Genomic DNA, 17,785 nt, shown 5'->3' on the forward strand with positions numbered 1-17,785 from the left:
TGGGCGCGCCCTCCCCCGTCCATCCCCTCTTTGTCAACCCGCGGTCGCGGTCTATGAGAGGTCGAATGCACATCCACCCGTTGATTACCGACAGCGCGACCCTCGCCAATCTTTGCAACCGCCTCGCCGATGCAGACTTCGTCACGGTCGATACCGAGTTCATGCGCGAGAGTACCTATTATCCCGAACTCTGCCTGATCCAGATCGCCGATACCAACGAGGCGGCGGCGATCGATCCGATGGCACCGGGGCTGGACCTGTCGCCGCTGCTCGCGCTGCTCACCGACAACCAGGACGTGCTCAAGGTCTTCCATGCCGGGGGCCAGGACATCGAGATCATCTACAACCTGACCGGCAAGACGCCGCATCCGCTGTTCGACACGCAGGTGGCGGCGATGGCGCTGGGCCAGGGCGAACAGATCGGCTATTCGAACCTGGTCGACAGCTGGCTCGGGATCAGCATCGACAAGGGCGCGCGCTTCACCGACTGGGCCAGGCGGCCGCTGGACGCGCGCCAGATCGAATATGCGATCGGCGACGTCACGCATCTGTCGCGGATCTTCCCCAAGATGCTCGAACGCCTGAAGAAGACCGGGCGCGGCGCGTGGCTGGACCAGGAGATGGAGCGGCTCGCCGATCCCGCCAATTATGCCAATGATCCCGACAGCGCGTGGAAGCGCGTGCGCATATCGGGGCGCAAGCCCGACGTGCTCGGCCGGCTGAAGGCGCTGGCGCGCTGGCGGGAACTGGAGGCGCAGGCCAAGGACCTGCCGCGCGGCCGCATCGTCAAGGACGAGACGCTGGGCGATATCGCGGGTCATCCGCCGCGGCGGCAGGCGGACCTCGCCAAGGTGCGCGGCCTGTCGGCGACCTGGGCGTCGAACGATATCGGCGGCCGGCTGATGGCCGCGCTCGAGGAGGCGAAGCCGCTGTCCGCCGACGAGATGCCGCCGCGCGACGATCGCAAGCCGGGGCTGGGCAAGGACGGGGCGCTGGTCGCCGACCTGCTCAAGCTTCTGCTGAAGATTCGGGCGCGCGACATCGACGTCGCATCGCGCCTTCTTGCCCGGTCGGACGAGCTGGAGATGCTCGCCGCGGGCGTGCGGACCGGCCTGCCGATGCTGCAGGGCTGGCGCTACGACCAGTTCGGGCGCGACGCGCTCGACCTCGTCGAGGGGCGGCTCGGCTTCGCGGTCAAGGGCGGCAAGCTGGCGATGACGCGCGCGGAGGAGGCGGCATGAAGGCAGGGACGATCGGGGCGACGGTGAGCGCGCTGGCGCTGGCGGGCTGCGCGACGATGACCGAGGCGCCGCTAACCGGCCCCTGCCACGTCACGCAGGCCATGCACCAACGCTATGCCGGCGCGACATTCCGCGAACGCCTGCGCCGGACGATCCAGCGCGACGCCAACGCCCCGGTCGCGCGCATCCTGCGCGACGGCGTGCCCGCGACGATGGATTTCCGGCCCGAGCGCATCGATATCCACCTCGACGACGGCGGGCGGATCGACGGGCTGCGCTGCGGCTGATCAGTCGGCCAGGATCGCGCAGGCGGGCTTGCGCTTCATCGCCGTCGCCAGCGCCGCGTGGCGGCGTTCCACCATTTCCGCATAAAGCGGGGCATCCGCGCGCGACAGCGTCAGCGTGAGGTCGCGCGGCGTCACCGTCAGCGCGCCGCGCTGCAGCGGCCCCGCGAGGCCGGCGCTGAACCGCTGACCGAAGCGCATCGCCAGCCCCCAGGTGATCGCCGCGGCGAGCTGCGCGCCGGTCGCGAGGCCGAGCAGCAGCGGATGCGGCGTGGTCGCGCCGCCGAAGCTGGTATGGAGTGCCTGCGCGAGCATCGCGCGCTCGGCCGCATCGATGCCGACCCAATTGCCGTGCAGCGCGATCTCGAAGCCGCGCTCGTCGCGAAACTCGGGATTGGCGTGCCAGCCGACGTCCGCGAGCAGGCAGGCGGCGTGGCGCAGGCGCGCGAGATGCGGCGTCTCGTCGGCGAACAGCGGCGCGATCCAGGTCGCGAGCAGGTCGCCATGCTCCGGAAAGCGGCCGAGCAGGCGCCCCTCCTCGCGCGCGCCGACGATCAGCGGATCGAGCGCGCGCGTCTTCGCGTCGAGCGCGGCATAGAGCAGGCCCTCGCGCAGCCCGAAGGTGGAGGCGACGCCCTCGCTGCTGCCCAGTTCGCGCATCACCACGCCCAGCAGCGCGGTCGCGTCGCCGAGCGCGGCGGCGCGGGCGGCTGACATACCGGGCACCGCGCGCAGACGCTGCCGCGAGAGATGCGCGATGCTGCGCCCGAGCCGCCCGACGGTTTCCGGCGCGAGCGCATAGCCGTGGATGATCGGCAGCGGATAGTGCGTCAGGCTCATGTCGAGCCGCGCCAGCGCCCGCCACGAGCCGCCGACCATGTAGAGGGGCAGACCCCTGCCCCGCCCGGTCCAGCCCGCCTCGCGGATCATGCGGGTCACCTGCCGGTCGAAGCCGCTGCCGCGCTGTTCGCGCAACGCGGCGATGCGGAGCACGCCCAGCGGGAAGGAAATGCGGTCGGTCACCGTGCCAGCGACGACGCGGACGAGTTCCAGACTGCCGCCGCCCAGGTCGCCAACGATGCCATCGGCCTCGGGGATGGCGGACAGAACGCCCATGCCGGCGGCGGTCGCCTCCTGCTCGCCCGACAGCAGCTCGACGGTCAGGCCGAGATCGGCCGCCGCGGCGATGAGGTCGCGGCCGTTCGACGCATCGCGCACCGCGGCGGTCGCGACGGTGCGGGTCTTCGCCTCCATCTCGCGCGCCACCGCCGCGAAGCGCGCCAGCGCGCCCGTCGCCAGCGCCATCGCGCCGGCATCGATCGCCCCCGTCGCCGACAGGCTGCGCCCGAGGCCGGCCATCACCTTTTCGTTGAACAGGGCCGCGGGCACCCGCGGATGCCCCTGGTAGACGACAAGCCGGACCGAGTTGGAGCCGATGTCGATGATCGCGGTACGGGGATAGGATCGGGTCAGGACGGCTGCCTCCGCCGCAGCGACAGCGTCGGCACCGCGCCGCTTTCGGACAGCGCCTGGCCACGGCCCGACAGGGACGGGTTGGTCATGAAATAGCGGTGGAGGTTGAAGGGCTTTTCCCCCGGCACGTCGCGGATGTAGCGGCCGTCCGGTTGAAGCTCCCAGCTCTGCTCGGTGTCGAGCAGGTTGGCGACCATGACCTGGTCCAGCACCTGGTCGTGCACGGTCGGATTCTCGATCGGCAGCATATACTCGACGCGGCGGTCGAGATTGCGCGGCATCCAGTCCGCCGACGAGATGAACACCTTCGCATCGTCGTTGGGGAGCGCCGCGCCGTTGCCGAAGCAGAAGATGCGGCTGTGCTCCAGGAAGCGGCCGACGACGGACTTGACGCGGATGTTCTCCGACATGCCCGCGACGCCGGGGCGCAGGCAGCAGATGCCGCGCAGCACCAGTTCGATCTGCACGCCGGCGTTGCTCGCCTCGTACAATTTGTCGATGATCGCCGGGTCGACGAGACTGTTCATCTTCGCCCAGATCATGCCGCAGCCGCCCGCGCGCGCGGTGGCGATCTCCTCGTCGATCAGTTCGAGCAAGCGGCGGCGCAGGTCGCGCGGCGACAGGCTGAGCTTGGCGATGTCGGTAGGCTCGACATAGCCGGTGACGTAGTTGAACATCTGCGCGGCGTCGCGGCCGATGCGCGGATCGGCGGTGAAGAACGACAGATCGGTGTAGATGCGCGCGGTCACGGGATGGTAATTGCCCGTGCCGAAATGGCAGTAGGTGCGGAACTGGCCGTTCTCGCGCCGCACGATCATCGACACCTTGGCGTGCGTCTTCCACTCGAGGAAGCCATAGACGACCTGCACGCCGGCGCGCTCCAGCGCGCTCGCCCACAGGATGTTCTGTTCCTCGTCGAACCGGGCGCGCAGCTCGACGACGGCGGTGACCGACTTGCCTGCCTCCGCGGCGGCGATCAGCGCGTTGATGACGGCGGACTGCTTGCCCGCGCGATAGAGCGTCTGCTTGATCGCGATGACGTCAGGGTCCTGCGCCGCTTGCTTGAGGAAGGCGAGCACGACGTCGAACGTCTCATAGGGATGGTGGACGATGATGTCCTTGGACCGGATCGCGGCGAAACAGTCGCCGCCGAATTCGCGGATCCGCTCGGGAAAGCGCGGTACGAAGGGCAGGAACTTGAGGTCGGGCCGGTCCTCGTCGATCACCGCATCCAAGTCGCCGATCCCGAGCAGATTGCCGCTCTCGGTGACGATGGCGTCGCCGCCAAGCTCGTCGCGCAACACTTCCGCGAGCGCGTCGGGCATGCCCGTCTCCAGCTCCAGGCGGATGACGCGGCCGCGGCGGCGGCGCTTGATCGCATTGGCGAAGTAGCGGACGAGATCCTCCGCCTCCTCGTCGATCTCGATGTCGCTGTCGCGCAGCACGCGGAAGGCGGCGGCGCCGTTGATGTCATAGCCAGGGAAGACGAGCGCGGCGAAGCGCTTCAGGATCGCCTCGATCGACACGTAGCGCGCCGGTTCGCCGGGCAGGCGCACGAAGCGGCGCGCGCTCGCCGGGATCATCACCAGTTCGCGCACCGGCTCGCGATCCGACTGGCGGACGAGGTCGAACATCACCGACAGCCCCTTGTTGGGGATGAACGGAAAGGGATGGGCCGGGTCGAGCGCCTGCGGCGTCAGGATCGGGAAGATCTGTTCGCGGAAATGCTGTTCGAGCCAGGCCGCGGCGTCGCTGTCGACTTCGTCGCGGCGCAGGACGTGGAGATTGGCGGCATCGAGCTGCGTGCGCAGGTCGCCCCACACCGCCTGCTGGTCCGCCATCAACGCGTCGGCCTGTTCGTTGATCGCCGCCAGCTGCTGCCCCGCGGTGAGCCCGTCGGTGGAGCGGCGGTCGACCTCCTTGAGCTGCTGTCCCTTCAGCCCCGCCACGCGGACCATGAAGAATTCGTCGAGGTTCGAGCCGGAGATCGACAGGAAGCGCAGCCGTTCGAGCAGCGGATGCGCCGGATTGCACGCCTCGTCGAGCACCCGCCGGTTGAACGCCAGCCACGACAGTTCCCGATTGAAATAGCGGTCGTTGACCTCCGGGACGAAGGGATCGTCGTCGGCATCGGAAAGATGGGCGAGATGTGCTGGCTTGGTCATGCGTCGTCGGTAGGTAGCAACGATTGCGGTTGCGTGACGATCCCTGCCTGCCCGAGCACGCCGCGGGCGAGCGGGATCGACAGTCGCCGGCGATGCTCCAGCGCGGCCTGGTCGAGCGCGTCGACCGTCCGCTCGATCGCGACGTGGCTACGCTCGATCCGCGTCGCCAGCCAGTCGATCAGGTCCGGCCGGGCGTCGAGACCACGCCGGTCGAACATGTGGGCCAGCAGGTCGCGGACCAGCGCGTCGTCGGGCGCGTCGATCGCCGCATGCGGGCTGGCGGCAAGCCGCGAGCGCAGATCGGGGAGCGACACCGCCCAGGCAGGAGGCAGGGCGTCGGCGACGATGACGAGCGGCCGCCGCTCCGCCTGCGCGCGGTTCCAGGCGTGGAAGATCTGGGTCTCCGCGACGCTTTCCGCGTCGTCGATGATCGCGCCGCCGCTCTTGGCCGCGAAGATGCGTGCGAGCAGGCTGCGCCCGGACTTGCGCGGCCCGGTCAGCACCGCGGTCATGACCGGCCACGCTGCCCAATGTTCGAGCGTGTGCGCGGCGCGGGCATTGGACGGCGTGACCAGGAAAGCATCGTCGCGGGGGTCGGCCGGCCAGCCGAGCGGAAGCGCGAGCTGCGTCATCCGGCGGGTTGCGTGTCTGGGGGAAGATTGGGCAGCTGAAGCTGCGGCGCGCGGCGGATGCGCAGGGTCTGTCCCGAACCGGTCACCTGATAGCCGCGCACCTCCAGCGCCGCGCGCAACGCCGCCGGATCGCCGTCATAGGTCACGCGCACCAGCGAGACGCCGCCCAGCGCGAGGCTGGTCGTCGTCGCCGCGCGGACGCCGGCTATGCCGCGCAGCAGCCCCTCGATATTGGCGACCGAGCTTGCACTCGGCGTATCGGCCTGGACGACGATGGGAATGCCGGCCGAGGCGGAGGCGGTATCGCCCACGATCTCCGCCAGCGTCTCGCCGCTGGCCTCGGTATCCTCGGGCGCGACCACCGGCTCCGGCGCTGGCGGGGGCGACAGGCTGGTGTCGGGACTGAGATCACCGCCGCGCAGCGCCCGCTGATAGAGCGCGTCGAGGCGCGTCACGCCCGCATCGAGCAACTGCGCGAGACCGGCGGCGCTGCCCACGCGCAGCGTGAAGCTGCCCAGGAAGCGGTTGTCGGGGCCATGGCGTGCCTGGAACACCCCGATGATCGGGCCACCGGGATAGGTCCGGTACAGCCGGACGACCGGAATCAGCACGTCGGACGCGCCATATTGGTCGATGATCGTCCGCCACCAGCCGCGACCCGGCCGCGCGATCTGCCCGGCGTTGAGCAGCAGCGAATCGGCGCCGCTGCCGGACGGCCGGATATAGTCGATGGCACTGTTGCCGGTGCGGAACCGGGCCCAGGCCGCCTGCCACGCGCTCGGCTGCTCGAACGCGGTCTCGACGCCGCCGGACACCATCAGCGGGACGACCAGCATCGGCCGCGAACGGTCGGCATAGGCACTGACGCCCAGCAACCCCGCCGCGCGCGTGCGATCGAACAGCACCCCCAGCTTCGCGATATAGCGCGTCGGGCCGATCTGCTCGTTCTCGACCACGATGCCCGACACAAGTTGATCGAGCGTCCCGTCCGACACCAGGCCGCCGCCGGCACCGAGCCGCTGCGACAACTGGACCCAGGCCTTGCGCTGCGCGAGCCGCCAGCCGCCGAGCCGCGCCGCCTCCGCCGTCTTTGCGGCGACGTCGACGCTGACGCCCGCCACCTCGTAATTGCCCGCGCTGTCGATGGGCGCGACGCCGCGGCTGCCCTCGATCTGGGCAAGGGCGCCGGCGCCCGCGAGCAGCGCGGCACAGGCGAAAAGGGTGTACGGGGAACGCAGACGCATCGTGCCGAGCCTTTTGGCGAAGCAGACGTGGAAATCCAAGCGCGATGTGGCTAGGTGCGCCGCCATGAGTCACGATCCCGACGCCAACGCGCCCTACACCTACGCCAATGCCGGCGTTTCGATCGCCGCGGGCAATGCGCTCGTCCGTGCGATCGGCCCCCTCGCCCGCGCGACGCGGCGGCCGGGCGCGGATGCGGACCTCGGCGGCTTCGGTGGCTTCTTCGATCTCAAGGCGGCGGGCTTCACCGATCCGCTGCTCGTCGCCGCCAACGACGGCGTCGGCACCAAGCTCAAGCTCGCGATCGAGTGGGATCGGCATGAAGGCGTCGGCGTCGACCTGGTCGCCATGTGCGCCAACGACCTGATCGTCCAGGGCGCCGAGCCGCTCTTCTTCCTGGACTATTACGCCACCGGCAAGCTCGACAACGGTATCGCGGAGCGCGTCGTCGCCTCGATCGCAGAGGGATGCCGCCAGGCCGGCTGCGCGCTGATCGGCGGCGAGACGGCGGAAATGCCGGGCATGTACGCGGACGGCGACTATGACCTCGCCGGCTTCTGCGTCGGTGCGGTCGAGCGGGACCGCGTGCTGACCGGCCGCGCGATCGCGCCGGGCGACGTCATCCTCGGCCTTGCCTCCACCGGCGTCCATTCCAACGGCTATTCGCTGGTCCGCCGGCTGGCGGCCGACAAGGGCTGGAAGCTCGACCTGCCCGCGCTGTTCGACGCGGACCGGCTGCTCATCGACACGTTGATGGCGCCGACGCGCATCTATGTCGCGAGCCTGTTGCCGCTGGTCCGCGAGGGGCGGATCAAGGGGCTGGCCCATATCACCGGCGGCGGCCTGCTCGAGAACATCCCGCGCGTGCTGCCGGAGGGCGCGCACGCCGTGGTCGACGCGGACGGCTGGGACCAGCCGCGGCTGATGGCGTTCCTGCAGGCGCAGGGCGGCATCGAGCCGGAGGAAATGGCGCGCACCTTCAACTGCGGCATCGGCATGGCGGTGATCGTCGCGCCGGACGCCGCCGACGGCGTCGCCGCGGCGCTGGCCCAGGCGGGCGAGACGGTCCATGCGATCGGCCGGGTCGAGGCGGGACCGCGCGGATGCACGGTGCGCGGGTCGGCGGAGACCTGGTCCGCGCGCGCCGACTGGATCGCAACGCATACGCACGGCTGACGCAAGGTGAAGCGTGTCGGCATCCTGATCTCCGGCCGGGGATCGAACATGATGGCGCTCGTCGACGCCGGGATCGACGTCGCCCTGGTCGCGTCCGACAAGCCGGACGCGCCGGGGCTCGCCTGGGCGCGCGAGCGGGGTCTGGCGACCTTCGCCCTGTCGCCGAAGGGGATCGGCAAGCCCGCCTACGAAGCCGCGATCGACGCCGCGTTGCGCGAGGCCGGGGCCGAGGTGATCGTGCTGGCGGGCTACATGCGGCTGCTCTCCGACGATTTCGTCGCACGCTGGCGCGGGAAGATCGTCAACATCCACCCCTCGCTCCTCCCCAAGTACAAGGGACTCGACACGCATGCCCGCGCGATCGCGGCGGGCGATCGTGTCGCGGGATGCTCGGTGCACATCGTCACCGAGGAACTCGATGGCGGCGAATTGCTTGGACAGGCGGAGGTACCGGTGTTGCCCGACGACACGCCCGACGTCCTGGCGGCGAGGGTGCTGGCGGCGGAACATCGCCTGTATCCCGCCATAGTGAAGGAGTTCGCCAGCCGATGACCGCCCCGCTCGACCGCATCCGCGCCATCGCGCTCGTCCTGCCCGACAGCGAGGAGCGCGAAAGCCACGGCCAGCCCACCTTCTTCGTCGCGGACAAACAGTTCGCGCAATTCCGCGACGACCATCATGGCGACGGCCGCACCGTCGTCTGCGTGCGGACGAGCGGCGACGACGAACAGGCGATGCTGCTCGATGCCGCGCCCGCGACCTATTCGCGGCCGGCCTATCTGGGGGCGAAGGGCTGGGTCGCGATCGACCTGGCGGACGATGTCGACTGGACTTTGGTCGAGGACCGGATCGCGCGCAGCTGGGAGCTGAGCGCGCCCGCGGCCCTGCTGGAAGCGGGCGGCAGATGAGCGAGACCGCGGATCAGGCGCGCACGCGCCGCCGCTGGATCACGCTGGCGGAACTAGTCGCGGTCGCGGGTGTGGTGATCGCCGCGCTGACCTTGTACCTCAACGTGTCCGACCGGCGGGCCGACGAGGCGGCGCGCGCCGCGGCCGCGCAGAAAGATGCGACCGCCCAGTCCCGCGTCGCCCTGACCGGGACGGTGGACGACGCATCGGTGACGCTGAAGGACCCGCGCCACGACATCACCGACACGACGATCCTGTTCCCCAAGGCGCTCGGTGTCGGCAAGCAGGCTCCGGTCGAGCCGCGCATCGACGCGGAGATGTTCCGCAAGCCGCTGCTCAAGCTGACCGACGGCGGGCCGGATGCGCGCACCGGGCGACTGCCGGTGCTGATCACGACCCGCTATTGGGATGGCGATGCGACGCGCAGCGCGCGCGGGCTCTACGACATAATCTGGCGCACGCACGGCCGGCGATTCTTTGGCCGCGCATTGACGATCGAAGGGTTCCGCCTGCGCCAGACCGGCGGCGATGCCGCGGCGCTGGAGAGCGCTTGGGCGGCGGCCAAGCCCCGCTGAGGCGTCAGCCCCGCCGCTTCAGCAAAGCGGTGCGCAGGCACTGGCATACCGTCTCGTCGCGCTGGTTGAGCATGACGTGGCGGAAGGTGACGAGGCCGGCGTCGGGCCGCGACTTGCTGTCCCTCAGCTCGACGACCTCGCTCTCGGCGCGCAGCGTGTCGCCCAGGAACACGGGCTTGGGCATCACCAGCTTGTCGTAACCGAGGTTGGCGACGAGCGTCCCCAGCGTCGTATCGCCGACCGACAGGCCGACCATCAGCGCGAAGGTGAAGGTGCCGTTGACGAGGATCTGGCCGAATTCCGACGCGCGGGCGGCCTCCGCATCGAGATGCAGCGGCTGCGGATTGTGCGTCATGGTCGAGAACAGGAGATTGTCCGTCTCCGTCACCGTGCGACGGATCTCGTGGACGAGGCGATCGCCCACCTGCCATTCGTCGTAGAAGCGCCCGGCCATCAGGCGTCCTTCTCGATCCGCACCAGCACCGTGCCCTCCGTGACCTGGCCGCCCGCCTCCGCGTTGAGTTCCGCGACGGTTCCGGGGAACGGCGCAATGAGCCCGTGTTCCATCTTCATCGCCTCCAGCGTCACCAGCTTCTGCCCCGCGACGACGCGTGCGCCGGCGGTGACGTCGACCGCGATGATGCGGCCGGGCATCGGCGCGAGGATCGCGCCGTCCGCCGCGCCGCCCGCGGCCGATGCGGTGGCGCGCCATGGGCGGACCTCCCAGGTCTGCCCCCCCTCCGACACGAGCAGGCGCGGGCTGGCGACGCCCGGCGAGGGTGCGTCGCCGAACTCGACCTCCACCAGGGTGCCGCCCACGTCGAGGCGGGCGACGCGCCGGCGCGGCGCGTTGAGGCGCAGGCCGCCGAGCAGACCGGCGCCGGCGATCGCCGCGGCGGCGTCAACCAGCGCTTCCTCGCTCGGCAGCGGCGGCGGCATCAACGCCTCGCCCTCGCGCGCGATCAGGCCGGTATCGACGGCGCCGGACACGAAGTCGGGGTGGTCGAGCGCCTCCACCAGGAAACCGGCATTGGTGCGCAGCGGCCAGACCAGCGCCTCGTCCAGCGCATCGGCGAGCAGTTCCCGCGCCTCCTCGCGCGTGTCTGCGTGCGCGATCAGCTTGGCGATCATCGGATCGTAGAAGGGCGTGATCGTCGCCCCCTGCTCCACCCCGGTATCGATGCGCACACCCGTTTCTGCCGGGTCGCCGAGGTCGAAGGCGTCGAGCCGGCCGATCGAGGGCAGGAAGCCCTTCGCCGGATCCTCGGCATAGAGGCGCGCCTCGATCGCATGGCCCTGGATCGCGAGATCGTCCTGCGTGAGCGGCAGCGGCTCGCCGCTCGCGACTCGCAACTGCCATTCGACCAGGTCCTGGCCGGTGATCGCCTCGGTCACCGGATGCTCGACCTGGAGGCGGGTGTTCATCTCCATGAACCAGATACGATCGGCGCGCAGCCCATCGCTCGCGTCGGCGATGAACTCGATCGTGCCGGCGCCGACATAGTCGACCGCCTGCGCCGCACGCACCGCCGCGCCGCAGACGGCGGCGCGGGTCGCGGCGTCCATGCCGGGCGCGGGCGCTTCCTCGATCACCTTCTGGTGGCGGCGCTGAAGCGAGCAGTCGCGCTCGAACAGATGGACGACCTGGCCGTGGGTGTCGCCGAACACCTGCACCTCGATATGCCGGGGCGACAGGACGTATTTCTCGATCAGCACGCGGTCGTCGCCGAACGAGGACGCGGCCTCGCGCCGGCAGCTCGCCAGCGCGTCGGCAAAGTCGGCGGCATCGTCGACGCGGCGCATGCCCTTGCCGCCGCCGCCCGCCACCGCCTTGATCAGCACCGGATAGCCGATCGTGTCGGCCTCCGCGCGGAGCCGCTCGGCGCTCTGGTCCTCGCCCAGATAGCCCGGCGTGACCGGCACGCCCGCCGCGATCATGCGCGCCTTGGCCGCGTCCTTCAGCCCCATGGCGCGGATGCTCGCGGGGGGCGCGCCGACCCAGACCAGGCCGGCGGCGATCACCGCTTCGGCGAATTCGGCATTCTCGCTGAGGAAGCCATAGCCGGGGTGGATCGCTTCGGCCCCGCTGTCGCGGGCGGCGGCGATGATGCGGTCTGCGACGAGATAGCTTTCCCGCGCCGGGGCCGGCCCGATGTGCACGGCATCGTCCGCCTCGCGCACGTGCAGCGCCTGTGCGTCGGCGTCCGAATAGACGGCCACGGTGCGGATGCCGAGCCGCCGCGCGGTCCGGATGATCCGGCAGGCGATCTCGCCGCGATTGGCGATGAGGAGGGACTCGATCATCTTCAAATCCTTCATTCCTCCCCGGCACGGGGAGGTGGCAGCCCGTAGGGCTGACGGAGGGGAAGTCGCGCACGGGCGGCGGCGACGATCTGGCTCACGACCGCATCGAGGTCGCGCAAAATGTCCGCGGCTGTCACCCGCATGGTGGCGATCCCGTGCAGCAGCAGCCAGGCGTCTCGGTCCTTGTCGAAGCCCGGCTGATCGCCATGATCATGCGCCGCGCCGTCCACTTCGATGCAGAGCCGGGCGGCGGCACAGAAGAAGTCGAGAACATAGACTCCGGCAGGATGCTGCTTGCGAAACTTGAGATCGGCCGGGCGGCCTCGCAGCGCACGCCACAGCACGATTTCCGGCAGGGTCATCGTACGACGCAGGCGTCGCGCCCGAAGGACGGTCGGGGCAGATGCCCTCAGCATGATGCACGCCGATCGAGGGAGCGGCACGTGCGTCTGCCCCTCCACCGCGCCGCTGCGCGGCGCGATCCCCCTCCCCGTTCCGGGGAGGAGCTGAAGGGCATGCGGCGGCGCCTCACATCCGGAACACGCCGAAGCGGGGCGCTTCGGCAATGGGGGCGTTGAGACAGGCGTCGAGCGCGAGGCCGAGCACGTCGCGCGTCTGGGCGGGATCGATGATCCCGTCGTCCCACAGCCGCGCGGTCGCATGCCAGGGATTGCCCTCGTCCTCGTAGCGCGCGCGGATCGGCGCCTTGAACGCCTCCGCCTGGTCCGGCGACCAGCTCTCCGCGTCGCGGTGGACGGTGGCGAGCACGCTCGCGGCCTGTTCGCCCCCCATCACGCTGATCCGGCTGTTGGGCCAGGTGAACAGGAAGCGAGGCGAATAGGCGCGGCCGCACATGCCGTAATTGCCCGCGCCGAAGCTGCCGCCGATCAGGATCGTGATCTTGGGCACGCTTGCCGTCGCCACGGCGGTGACGAGCTTCGCACCGTGCTTGGCTATCCCCTCCGCCTCGTACCGGCCGCCGACCATGAAGCCGCTGATGTTCTGCAGGAACAGGAGCGGCACGCGGCGCTGGCAGGCGAGTTCGATGAAATGCGCGCCCTTCTGCGCGCTCTCGCTGAACAGCACGCCGTTGTTGGCGAGGATCGCGACGGGCATGCCATAGACATGCGCGAAGCCGCAGACGAGCGAGGCGCCGTAGAGCGCCTTGAACTCGTGGAACTCCGATCCGTCGACCAGCCGCGCGATCACCTCGTGCACGTCATAGGGTGCGCGCACGTCCTGCGGGATCAGGCCATAGAGATCGTCGATCGGATAGAGGGGATCGCGGGCCTCCTGGCGGTTGACCGGCGCATTGTGCTGCGGCGGCAGCGTGGCGACGATGTCGCGGACGATCGTCAGCGCATGATCGTCGTCCTGCGCAACGTGATCGACGACGCCGGACCGGCGGCCGTGCGTGTCGGCGCCGCCCAGTTCCTCGGCGCTGATCACCTCGCCCGTCGCGGCCTTCACCAGCGGCGGGCCGGCGAGGAAGATCGTCCCCTGCCCCGCGACGATCACCGTCTCGTCGGACATGGCGGGGACATAGGCGCCGCCCGCGGTGCAACTGCCCATCACGCAGGCGATCTGCGGGATGCCGAGCGCGGACATGTTCGCCTGGTTGAAGAAGATGCGGCCGAAGTGATCGCGATCCGGAAACACCTCTGCCTGGTGCGGCAGGTTGGCGCCGCCCGAATCGACCAGGTAGATGCACGGCAGCCGGTTTTCCTGCGCGATCTCCTGCGCGCGGAGGTGCTTCTTCACCGTCAGCGGATAATAGGTCCCGCCCTTCACGGTCGCGTCGTTGCAGACGATCATCACCTGCCGGCCCGACACCCGCCCGATGCCGGCGATCATGCCCGCACCGGGGACCTCGCCGTCATAAAGGTCGTTCGCCGCCAGCTGGCCGATCTCCAGGAACGGGCTGCCCGGATCGAGCAGACGCTCGACGCGGTCGCGGGGCAGCAGCTTGCCACGGCTGGTGTGCCGTTCTCGCGCCTTGTCGCTGCCGCCCAGCGCCGCCCGCGCGACATCGGCGCGCAGTCGCTCGGCGAGCGCGCGATTGTGCGCGACGAGCGCGGGATCGATCGTCGCGGTGGCAGGGATGACGGGCGCGCTCATCACAGATGCCTCACTGCGCGACCTTGGGCGCTGCGCCGATCAGCTCGCGCCCGATCAGCATGCGGCGGATCTCGTTGGTACCCGCGCCGATGTCGAGCAGCTTGGCGTCGCGCATGAAGCGCTCGACCGGCCAATCCTTCGTATAGCCCGCGCCGCCCAGCGCCTGGATCGCCTCCAGCGCCACCTTCACCGCATTTTCGGACGCATAGAGGATCGCACCCGCTGCGTCGAAGCGCGTCGTCTTGCCCGCGTCGCAGCTTTTCGCCACCGCATAGACATAGGCGCGCGCCGAATTGAGCGCGACGTACATGTCGGCGACCTTGGCCTGCATCAGCTGGAACTGGCCGATCGGCTGGCCGAACTGCTTGCGCTCGCGAACATAGGGGATGACGACGTCGAGGCAGGCCTGCATGACGCCGAGCTGGATCGCGGCGAGCACCGCGCGCTCATAGTCGAGGCCGCTCATCAGCACGCCGACGCCGCCATTCAGCGGGCCCATGACGTTCTCGCGCGGGACCTCGCAGCCGTCGAACACCAATTCGGCGGTCGGCGAGCCGCGCATGCCCATCTTGTCGATCTTCTGCCCGATCGAGAAACCGGGCATGTCCTTCTCGATCAGAAAGGCGGTGATGCCGCGGCTTCCCTCGCCGGTCTTCGCATAGACGACGAGCGTGTCGGCATAGGCCGCGTTGGTGATCCAGAATTTCGTGCCGTCGAGCACATAGCCGCGATCGGTCTCCCGCGCGCGCAGCTTCATCGACACGACGTCGGACCCGGCGTTCGCCTCCGACATCGCGAGGCTGCCGACATGCTCGCCCGAGATCAGCTTCGGCAGGTATTTCGCCTTCTGCTCCGGATTGGCCCAGCGGCGGATCTGGTTGACGCAGAGGTTCGAATGCGCGCCGTAGCTCAGCCCGATCGACGCGGATGCGCGCGAAACCTCTTCGACGGCGACGACATGTTCCAGATAGCCGAGACCGAGGCCGCCATCGGCTTCGTCGACCGTGATGCCGTGCAGGCCGAGCTCGCCCATCGCGGGCCAGAGCTCGTCGCGCGGGAACCAGTCGTCCGCGTCGATCCTTGCCGCGAGCGGCGCGATCCGGTCGGTCGCGAACCGCTGCGTGCTCTCGCGGATCATGTCCGCCGCCTCTCCGAGGGCGAAATCGAAATCGGGTGTCAAACCGCCACCTCTCCAAATGTCGTTTCAAATGCGACTAGCAGGACGGCCGCCCGGATCAACCCTCGACGCTTGCGGCGGGCGCGCGCCTTGCCTACCGCAAGCGTCAATAACGTACCGGAGCCTGCCGCCATGAAGACCCGCGCCGCCGTCGCCTTCGAAGCCAAGAAGCCGCTGGAGATCGTCGAGCTCGACCTGGAGGGCCCCAAGGCCGGCGAGGTCCTGGTCGAGATCATGGCCACCGGCATCTGCCATACCGACGCCTATACGCTGGACGGACTCGACAGCGAGGGGCTGTTTCCCAGCGTGCTCGGCCACGAGGGCTGCGGCATGGTGCGGGAAGTCGGCGCGGGCGTGACCAGCGTCGCGCCCGGCGACCACGTCATCCCGCTCTACACGCCCGAATGCCGCCAGTGTAAATCCTGCCTCAGCGGCAAGACCAACCTGTGCACCGCGATCCGCGCGACGCAGGGCAAGGGGCTAATGCCCGACGGCACGACGCGCTTTTCCTACAGGGGCCAGCCGATCTTCCATTACATGGGCTGCTCGACCTTCTCGAACTTCACCGTCCTGCCCGAGATCGCGGTCGCGCGGATCCGCGAGGACGCGCCGTTCGATACGAGCTGCTACATCGGTTGCGGCGTCACCACCGGCGTCGGCGCCGTCGTCAACACCGCCAAGGTCCAGCCGGGCGAGAATATCGTCGTGTTCGGGCTGGGCGGCATCGGCCTCAACGTCATCCAGGGCGCGAAGCTGGCGGGCGCATCGCGGATCATCGGCGTCGACATCAATCCCGACCGCGAGGCATGGGGTCGCCGCTTCGGCATGACGCATTTCCTCAATTCGAAGGGGATGTCGCGCGAGGAGACGATCGCCGCGCTCCTGGCGCTGACCGACGGCGGCGCGGATTATACGTTCGACGCGACCGGCAATACCGAGGTGATGCGCACCGCGCTCGAGGCGTGCCACCGCGGCTGGGGCACGTCGATCATCATCGGCGTCGCCGAGGCGGGGAAGGAGATCGCGACGCGACCCTTCCAGCTCGTCACGGGGCGCAACTGGCGCGGCACCGCGTTCGGCGGCGCGCGCGGCCGCACCGACACGCCCAAGATCGTCGACTGGTATATGAACGGCCTGATCGAGATCGATCCGATGATCACGCACCGGCTGACGCTGGAGGAGATCAACAAGGGCTTCGACCTGATGCATGCGGGCGAGTCGATCCGCAGCGTCGTGATCTACTGACACCAAGGATAGGGAGAGGATTTATGTTCAGTCACGTCATGCTCGGCGCCAACGATGTCGAGGCATCCAAGGCTTTCTATGATGCGGCGCTCGGCGCATTGGGCGCGGCGCCGGGTCGTGGCGACGACAAGGGTCGCGTCGTCTATGCCAATGGCGGCGCCCTGTTCATGTTGACACGGCCGATTGACGGGCAGCCGGCGTGCCACGCCAATGGCGGCACGGTCGGCTTCAGCGCGAAGAACACCGATGCGATCGACGCCTGGCATGCCGCCGGCCTGGCGCATGGCGGCAGCGCGTGCGAGGACCCGCCCGGCTGGCGCCAGACGCCCTTCGGGCCGCTGTACCTCGCCTATCTGCGCGATCCCGCCGGCAACAAGGTCTGCGCGGCATTCCGCGAGGCGCGCTGATGGATATCGTCTCGACCGCGCGTGCGCATGGCGGGACGCAGGGCGTCTACCGTCATGCCAGCGCGGCGACGGGCACGGACATGACCTTCGCGGTCTTCGTGCCCGATCACGCGCCAGGCGCGACCCTGCCCGTGGTCTGGTATCTGTCGGGCCTGACCTGCACCCATGCCAATGTCATGGACAAGGGCGAATATCGCCGCGCCTGCGCAGACCTCGGCCTGATCCTCGTCGCGCCGGACACCAGCCCGCGCGGCGACGACGTGGCGGACGACCCTGCCGGCGCCTATGACTTCGGCCTTGGCGCCGGTTTCTACGTCGACGCGACGCAGGCGCCCTATGCGGCGCACTATCGGATGTGGTCCTATGTCACGGACGAGCTGCCGGCGCTGATCGGCAGTGCCTTTCCCGCCGACATGGTCCGCCAGTCGATCATGGGACATTCGATGGGCGGACACGGGGCGCTGACCATCGGCCTGACGTTCCCGGAGCGGTTCCGGGCGGTGTCAGCCTTCGCGCCGATCGTCGCGCCCAGCCAGGTACCGTGGGGCGAGAAGGCGCTGGGCGGCTATCTAGGCCAGGATCGGGCGGCATGGCGGCGGCACGACGCGGTCGCGCTGATCGAGGACGGCGCGCGCGTCCCCGCCCTACTCGTCGACCAGGGGGATGCGGATCAGTTCCTGCGGGAACAGCTGCGGCCCGAGCTGCTGGCGGGCGCCTGTGCCGCGGCCGGCATCGACCTGACGCTGCGCATGCAGGCAGGCTACGACCACAGCTATTTCTTCGTCTCGACCTTCATGGCGGACCAGCTCGGCTGGCACGCGGCACGGCTGCGCTGAGG

At 69.6% G+C, this 17,785-nt stretch carries 18 protein-coding genes; 9 read left to right on the forward strand and 9 right to left on the reverse strand.

Going from position 1 to position 17,785, the window contains the following annotated elements; translation table 11 throughout:
* Positions 1–65 precede the first annotated feature (65 nt).
* Both rnd and IQ292_RS08885 read left to right on the forward strand, forming a co-directional pair.
* Complete coding sequence (rnd, locus tag IQ292_RS08880; protein WP_203309959.1) at positions 66–1,241, forward strand: ribonuclease D; 1,176 nt, start codon at positions 66–68, stop codon at positions 1,239–1,241.
* On the forward strand, positions 1,238–1,528 hold the full coding sequence (locus IQ292_RS08885; RefSeq protein ID WP_203309960.1) for an I78 family peptidase inhibitor: 291 nt from the start codon (positions 1,238–1,240) through the stop codon (positions 1,526–1,528). The genes rnd and IQ292_RS08885 overlap by 4 nt, the downstream gene beginning before the upstream one ends.
* Here the strand turns inward: IQ292_RS08885 and IQ292_RS08890 are convergent, their stop codons facing one another.
* The 4 genes from IQ292_RS08890 to IQ292_RS08905 are packed head-to-tail and all read right to left on the reverse strand — an operon-like array spanning position 1,529 to position 7,039.
* The gene (locus IQ292_RS08890) at positions 1,529–2,998 is read right to left on the reverse strand and encodes a Ppx/GppA family phosphatase (RefSeq protein WP_203310089.1); all 1,470 of its coding nucleotides are present in this window, start codon (positions 2,996–2,998) and stop codon (positions 1,529–1,531) included.
* Positions 2,995–5,163 (reverse strand): RNA degradosome polyphosphate kinase, encoded by a 2,169-nt coding sequence (locus tag IQ292_RS08895; protein WP_203309961.1) that lies wholly within the window; start codon positions 5,161–5,163, stop codon positions 2,995–2,997. The genes IQ292_RS08890 and IQ292_RS08895 overlap by 4 nt, the downstream gene beginning before the upstream one ends.
* Positions 5,160–5,795 carry an HdaA/DnaA family protein gene (locus IQ292_RS08900; RefSeq protein ID WP_203309962.1) on the reverse strand — a complete coding sequence of 212 codons (636 nt, stop codon included), beginning with the start codon at positions 5,793–5,795 and terminating at the stop codon, positions 5,160–5,162. The genes IQ292_RS08895 and IQ292_RS08900 overlap by 4 nt, the downstream gene beginning before the upstream one ends.
* A complete protein-coding gene (locus IQ292_RS08905) occupies positions 5,792–7,039 on the reverse strand; it encodes a heavy-metal-associated domain-containing protein (RefSeq protein WP_203309963.1) in 1,248 nt (415 codons plus the stop codon). Before IQ292_RS08905 ends, IQ292_RS08900 begins: the two co-directional genes overlap by 4 nt.
* A gap of 64 nt (positions 7,040–7,103) precedes the next feature.
* Here IQ292_RS08905 and purM point away from each other — a divergent pair, with 64 nt between their 5' ends.
* From purM to IQ292_RS08925, 4 genes are read left to right on the forward strand one after another with little or no spacing between them, the layout of a single operon-like run.
* Positions 7,104–8,213 (forward strand): phosphoribosylformylglycinamidine cyclo-ligase, encoded by a 1,110-nt coding sequence (gene purM / locus IQ292_RS08910; protein WP_203309964.1) that lies wholly within the window; start codon positions 7,104–7,106, stop codon positions 8,211–8,213.
* A gap of 48 nt (positions 8,214–8,261) precedes the next feature.
* On the forward strand, positions 8,262–8,765 hold the full coding sequence (gene purN, locus IQ292_RS08915; protein WP_203310090.1) for a phosphoribosylglycinamide formyltransferase: 504 nt from the start codon (positions 8,262–8,264) through the stop codon (positions 8,763–8,765).
* A complete protein-coding gene (locus tag IQ292_RS08920) occupies positions 8,762–9,121 on the forward strand; it encodes an MmcQ/YjbR family DNA-binding protein (RefSeq protein WP_203309965.1) in 360 nt (119 codons plus the stop codon). The genes purN and IQ292_RS08920 overlap by 4 nt, the downstream gene beginning before the upstream one ends.
* Positions 9,118–9,696 (forward strand): hypothetical protein, encoded by a 579-nt coding sequence (locus IQ292_RS08925; protein WP_203309966.1) that lies wholly within the window; start codon positions 9,118–9,120, stop codon positions 9,694–9,696. Before IQ292_RS08920 ends, IQ292_RS08925 begins: the two co-directional genes overlap by 4 nt.
* 4 nt (positions 9,697–9,700) lie before the next feature.
* Here the strand turns inward: IQ292_RS08925 and IQ292_RS08930 are convergent, their stop codons facing one another.
* The 5 genes from IQ292_RS08930 to IQ292_RS08950 form a co-directional block, all read right to left on the reverse strand.
* Complete coding sequence (locus IQ292_RS08930) at positions 9,701–10,150, reverse strand: MaoC family dehydratase (RefSeq protein ID WP_203309967.1); 450 nt, start codon at positions 10,148–10,150, stop codon at positions 9,701–9,703.
* Positions 10,150–12,000, reverse strand: coding sequence for an acetyl/propionyl/methylcrotonyl-CoA carboxylase subunit alpha (locus IQ292_RS08935; protein WP_203309968.1), 1,851 nt, complete (start codon positions 11,998–12,000; stop codon positions 10,150–10,152). The genes IQ292_RS08930 and IQ292_RS08935 overlap by 1 nt, the downstream gene beginning before the upstream one ends.
* Before the next feature lie 11 nt (positions 12,001–12,011).
* Complete coding sequence (locus tag IQ292_RS08940) at positions 12,012–12,362, reverse strand: endonuclease domain-containing protein (RefSeq protein WP_238940937.1); 351 nt, start codon at positions 12,360–12,362, stop codon at positions 12,012–12,014.
* 166 nt (positions 12,363–12,528) lie between these two features.
* Entirely contained in the window at positions 12,529–14,118 is a 1,590-nt protein-coding gene (locus IQ292_RS08945; protein WP_203309969.1) for a carboxyl transferase domain-containing protein, read from the reverse strand.
* 10 nt (positions 14,119–14,128) lie between these two features.
* Positions 14,129–15,256 (reverse strand): isovaleryl-CoA dehydrogenase, encoded by a 1,128-nt coding sequence (locus IQ292_RS08950; protein WP_275298322.1) that lies wholly within the window; start codon positions 15,254–15,256, stop codon positions 14,129–14,131.
* Positions 15,257–15,427: 171 nt separating this feature from the next.
* Here IQ292_RS08950 and IQ292_RS08955 point away from each other — a divergent pair, with 171 nt between their 5' ends.
* Genes IQ292_RS08955 through fghA form a run of 3 tightly spaced genes read left to right on the forward strand, consistent with a single transcriptional unit; the run spans position 15,428 to position 17,783 of the window.
* Positions 15,428–16,540: an S-(hydroxymethyl)glutathione dehydrogenase/class III alcohol dehydrogenase gene (locus tag IQ292_RS08955; RefSeq protein ID WP_203309971.1), complete on the forward strand. Its 1,113-nt coding sequence runs from the start codon at positions 15,428–15,430 to the stop codon at positions 16,538–16,540.
* A 23-nt stretch (positions 16,541–16,563) separates the two neighbouring features.
* The gene (locus IQ292_RS08960; RefSeq protein ID WP_203309972.1) at positions 16,564–16,947 is read left to right on the forward strand and encodes a VOC family protein; all 384 of its coding nucleotides are present in this window, start codon (positions 16,564–16,566) and stop codon (positions 16,945–16,947) included.
* Complete coding sequence (gene fghA, locus IQ292_RS08965) at positions 16,947–17,783, forward strand: S-formylglutathione hydrolase (protein WP_203309973.1); 837 nt, start codon at positions 16,947–16,949, stop codon at positions 17,781–17,783. Before IQ292_RS08960 ends, fghA begins: the two co-directional genes overlap by 1 nt.
* The last annotated feature ends 2 nt before the right edge of the window (positions 17,784–17,785 follow it).

Origin of the sequence: Sphingomonas beigongshangi, from assembly GCF_016820445.1 — a bacterium.
Classification (GTDB): Bacteria; Pseudomonadota; Alphaproteobacteria; order Sphingomonadales; family Sphingomonadaceae; genus Sphingomonas; species Sphingomonas beigongshangi.

Excerpts from the sequence above, each read along its gene's own strand:
- rnd (WP_203309959.1), top strand. The coding sequence starts at position 66 with ATGCACATCCACCCGTTGATTACCGACAGCGCGACCCTCGCCAATCTT.
- IQ292_RS08885 (WP_203309960.1), top strand. The coding sequence starts at position 1,238 with ATGAAGGCAGGGACGATCGGGGCGACGGTGAGCGCGCTGGCGCTGGCG.
- IQ292_RS08895 (WP_203309961.1), bottom strand. The coding sequence starts at position 5,163 with ATGACCAAGCCAGCACATCTCGCCCATCTTTCCGATGCCGACGACGAT.
- IQ292_RS08900 (WP_203309962.1), bottom strand. The coding sequence starts at position 5,795 with ATGACGCAGCTCGCGCTTCCGCTCGGCTGGCCGGCCGACCCCCGCGAC.
- IQ292_RS08905 (WP_203309963.1), bottom strand. The coding sequence starts at position 7,039 with ATGCGTCTGCGTTCCCCGTACACCCTTTTCGCCTGTGCCGCGCTGCTC.
- purM (WP_203309964.1), top strand. The coding sequence starts at position 7,104 with ATGAGTCACGATCCCGACGCCAACGCGCCCTACACCTACGCCAATGCC.
- purN (WP_203310090.1), top strand. The coding sequence starts at position 8,262 with ATGATGGCGCTCGTCGACGCCGGGATCGACGTCGCCCTGGTCGCGTCC.
- IQ292_RS08920 (WP_203309965.1), top strand. The coding sequence starts at position 8,762 with ATGACCGCCCCGCTCGACCGCATCCGCGCCATCGCGCTCGTCCTGCCC.
- IQ292_RS08925 (WP_203309966.1), top strand. The coding sequence starts at position 9,118 with ATGAGCGAGACCGCGGATCAGGCGCGCACGCGCCGCCGCTGGATCACG.
- IQ292_RS08930 (WP_203309967.1), bottom strand. The coding sequence starts at position 10,150 with ATGGCCGGGCGCTTCTACGACGAATGGCAGGTGGGCGATCGCCTCGTC.
- IQ292_RS08935 (WP_203309968.1), bottom strand. The coding sequence starts at position 12,000 with ATGATCGAGTCCCTCCTCATCGCCAATCGCGGCGAGATCGCCTGCCGG.
- IQ292_RS08940 (WP_238940937.1), bottom strand. The coding sequence starts at position 12,362 with ATGACCCTGCCGGAAATCGTGCTGTGGCGTGCGCTGCGAGGCCGCCCG.
- IQ292_RS08945 (WP_203309969.1), bottom strand. The coding sequence starts at position 14,118 with ATGAGCGCGCCCGTCATCCCTGCCACCGCGACGATCGATCCCGCGCTC.
- IQ292_RS08950 (WP_275298322.1), bottom strand. The coding sequence starts at position 15,256 with ATGATCCGCGAGAGCACGCAGCGGTTCGCGACCGACCGGATCGCGCCG.
- IQ292_RS08955 (WP_203309971.1), top strand. The coding sequence starts at position 15,428 with ATGAAGACCCGCGCCGCCGTCGCCTTCGAAGCCAAGAAGCCGCTGGAG.
- IQ292_RS08960 (WP_203309972.1), top strand. The coding sequence starts at position 16,564 with ATGTTCAGTCACGTCATGCTCGGCGCCAACGATGTCGAGGCATCCAAG.
- fghA (WP_203309973.1), top strand. The coding sequence starts at position 16,947 with ATGGATATCGTCTCGACCGCGCGTGCGCATGGCGGGACGCAGGGCGTC.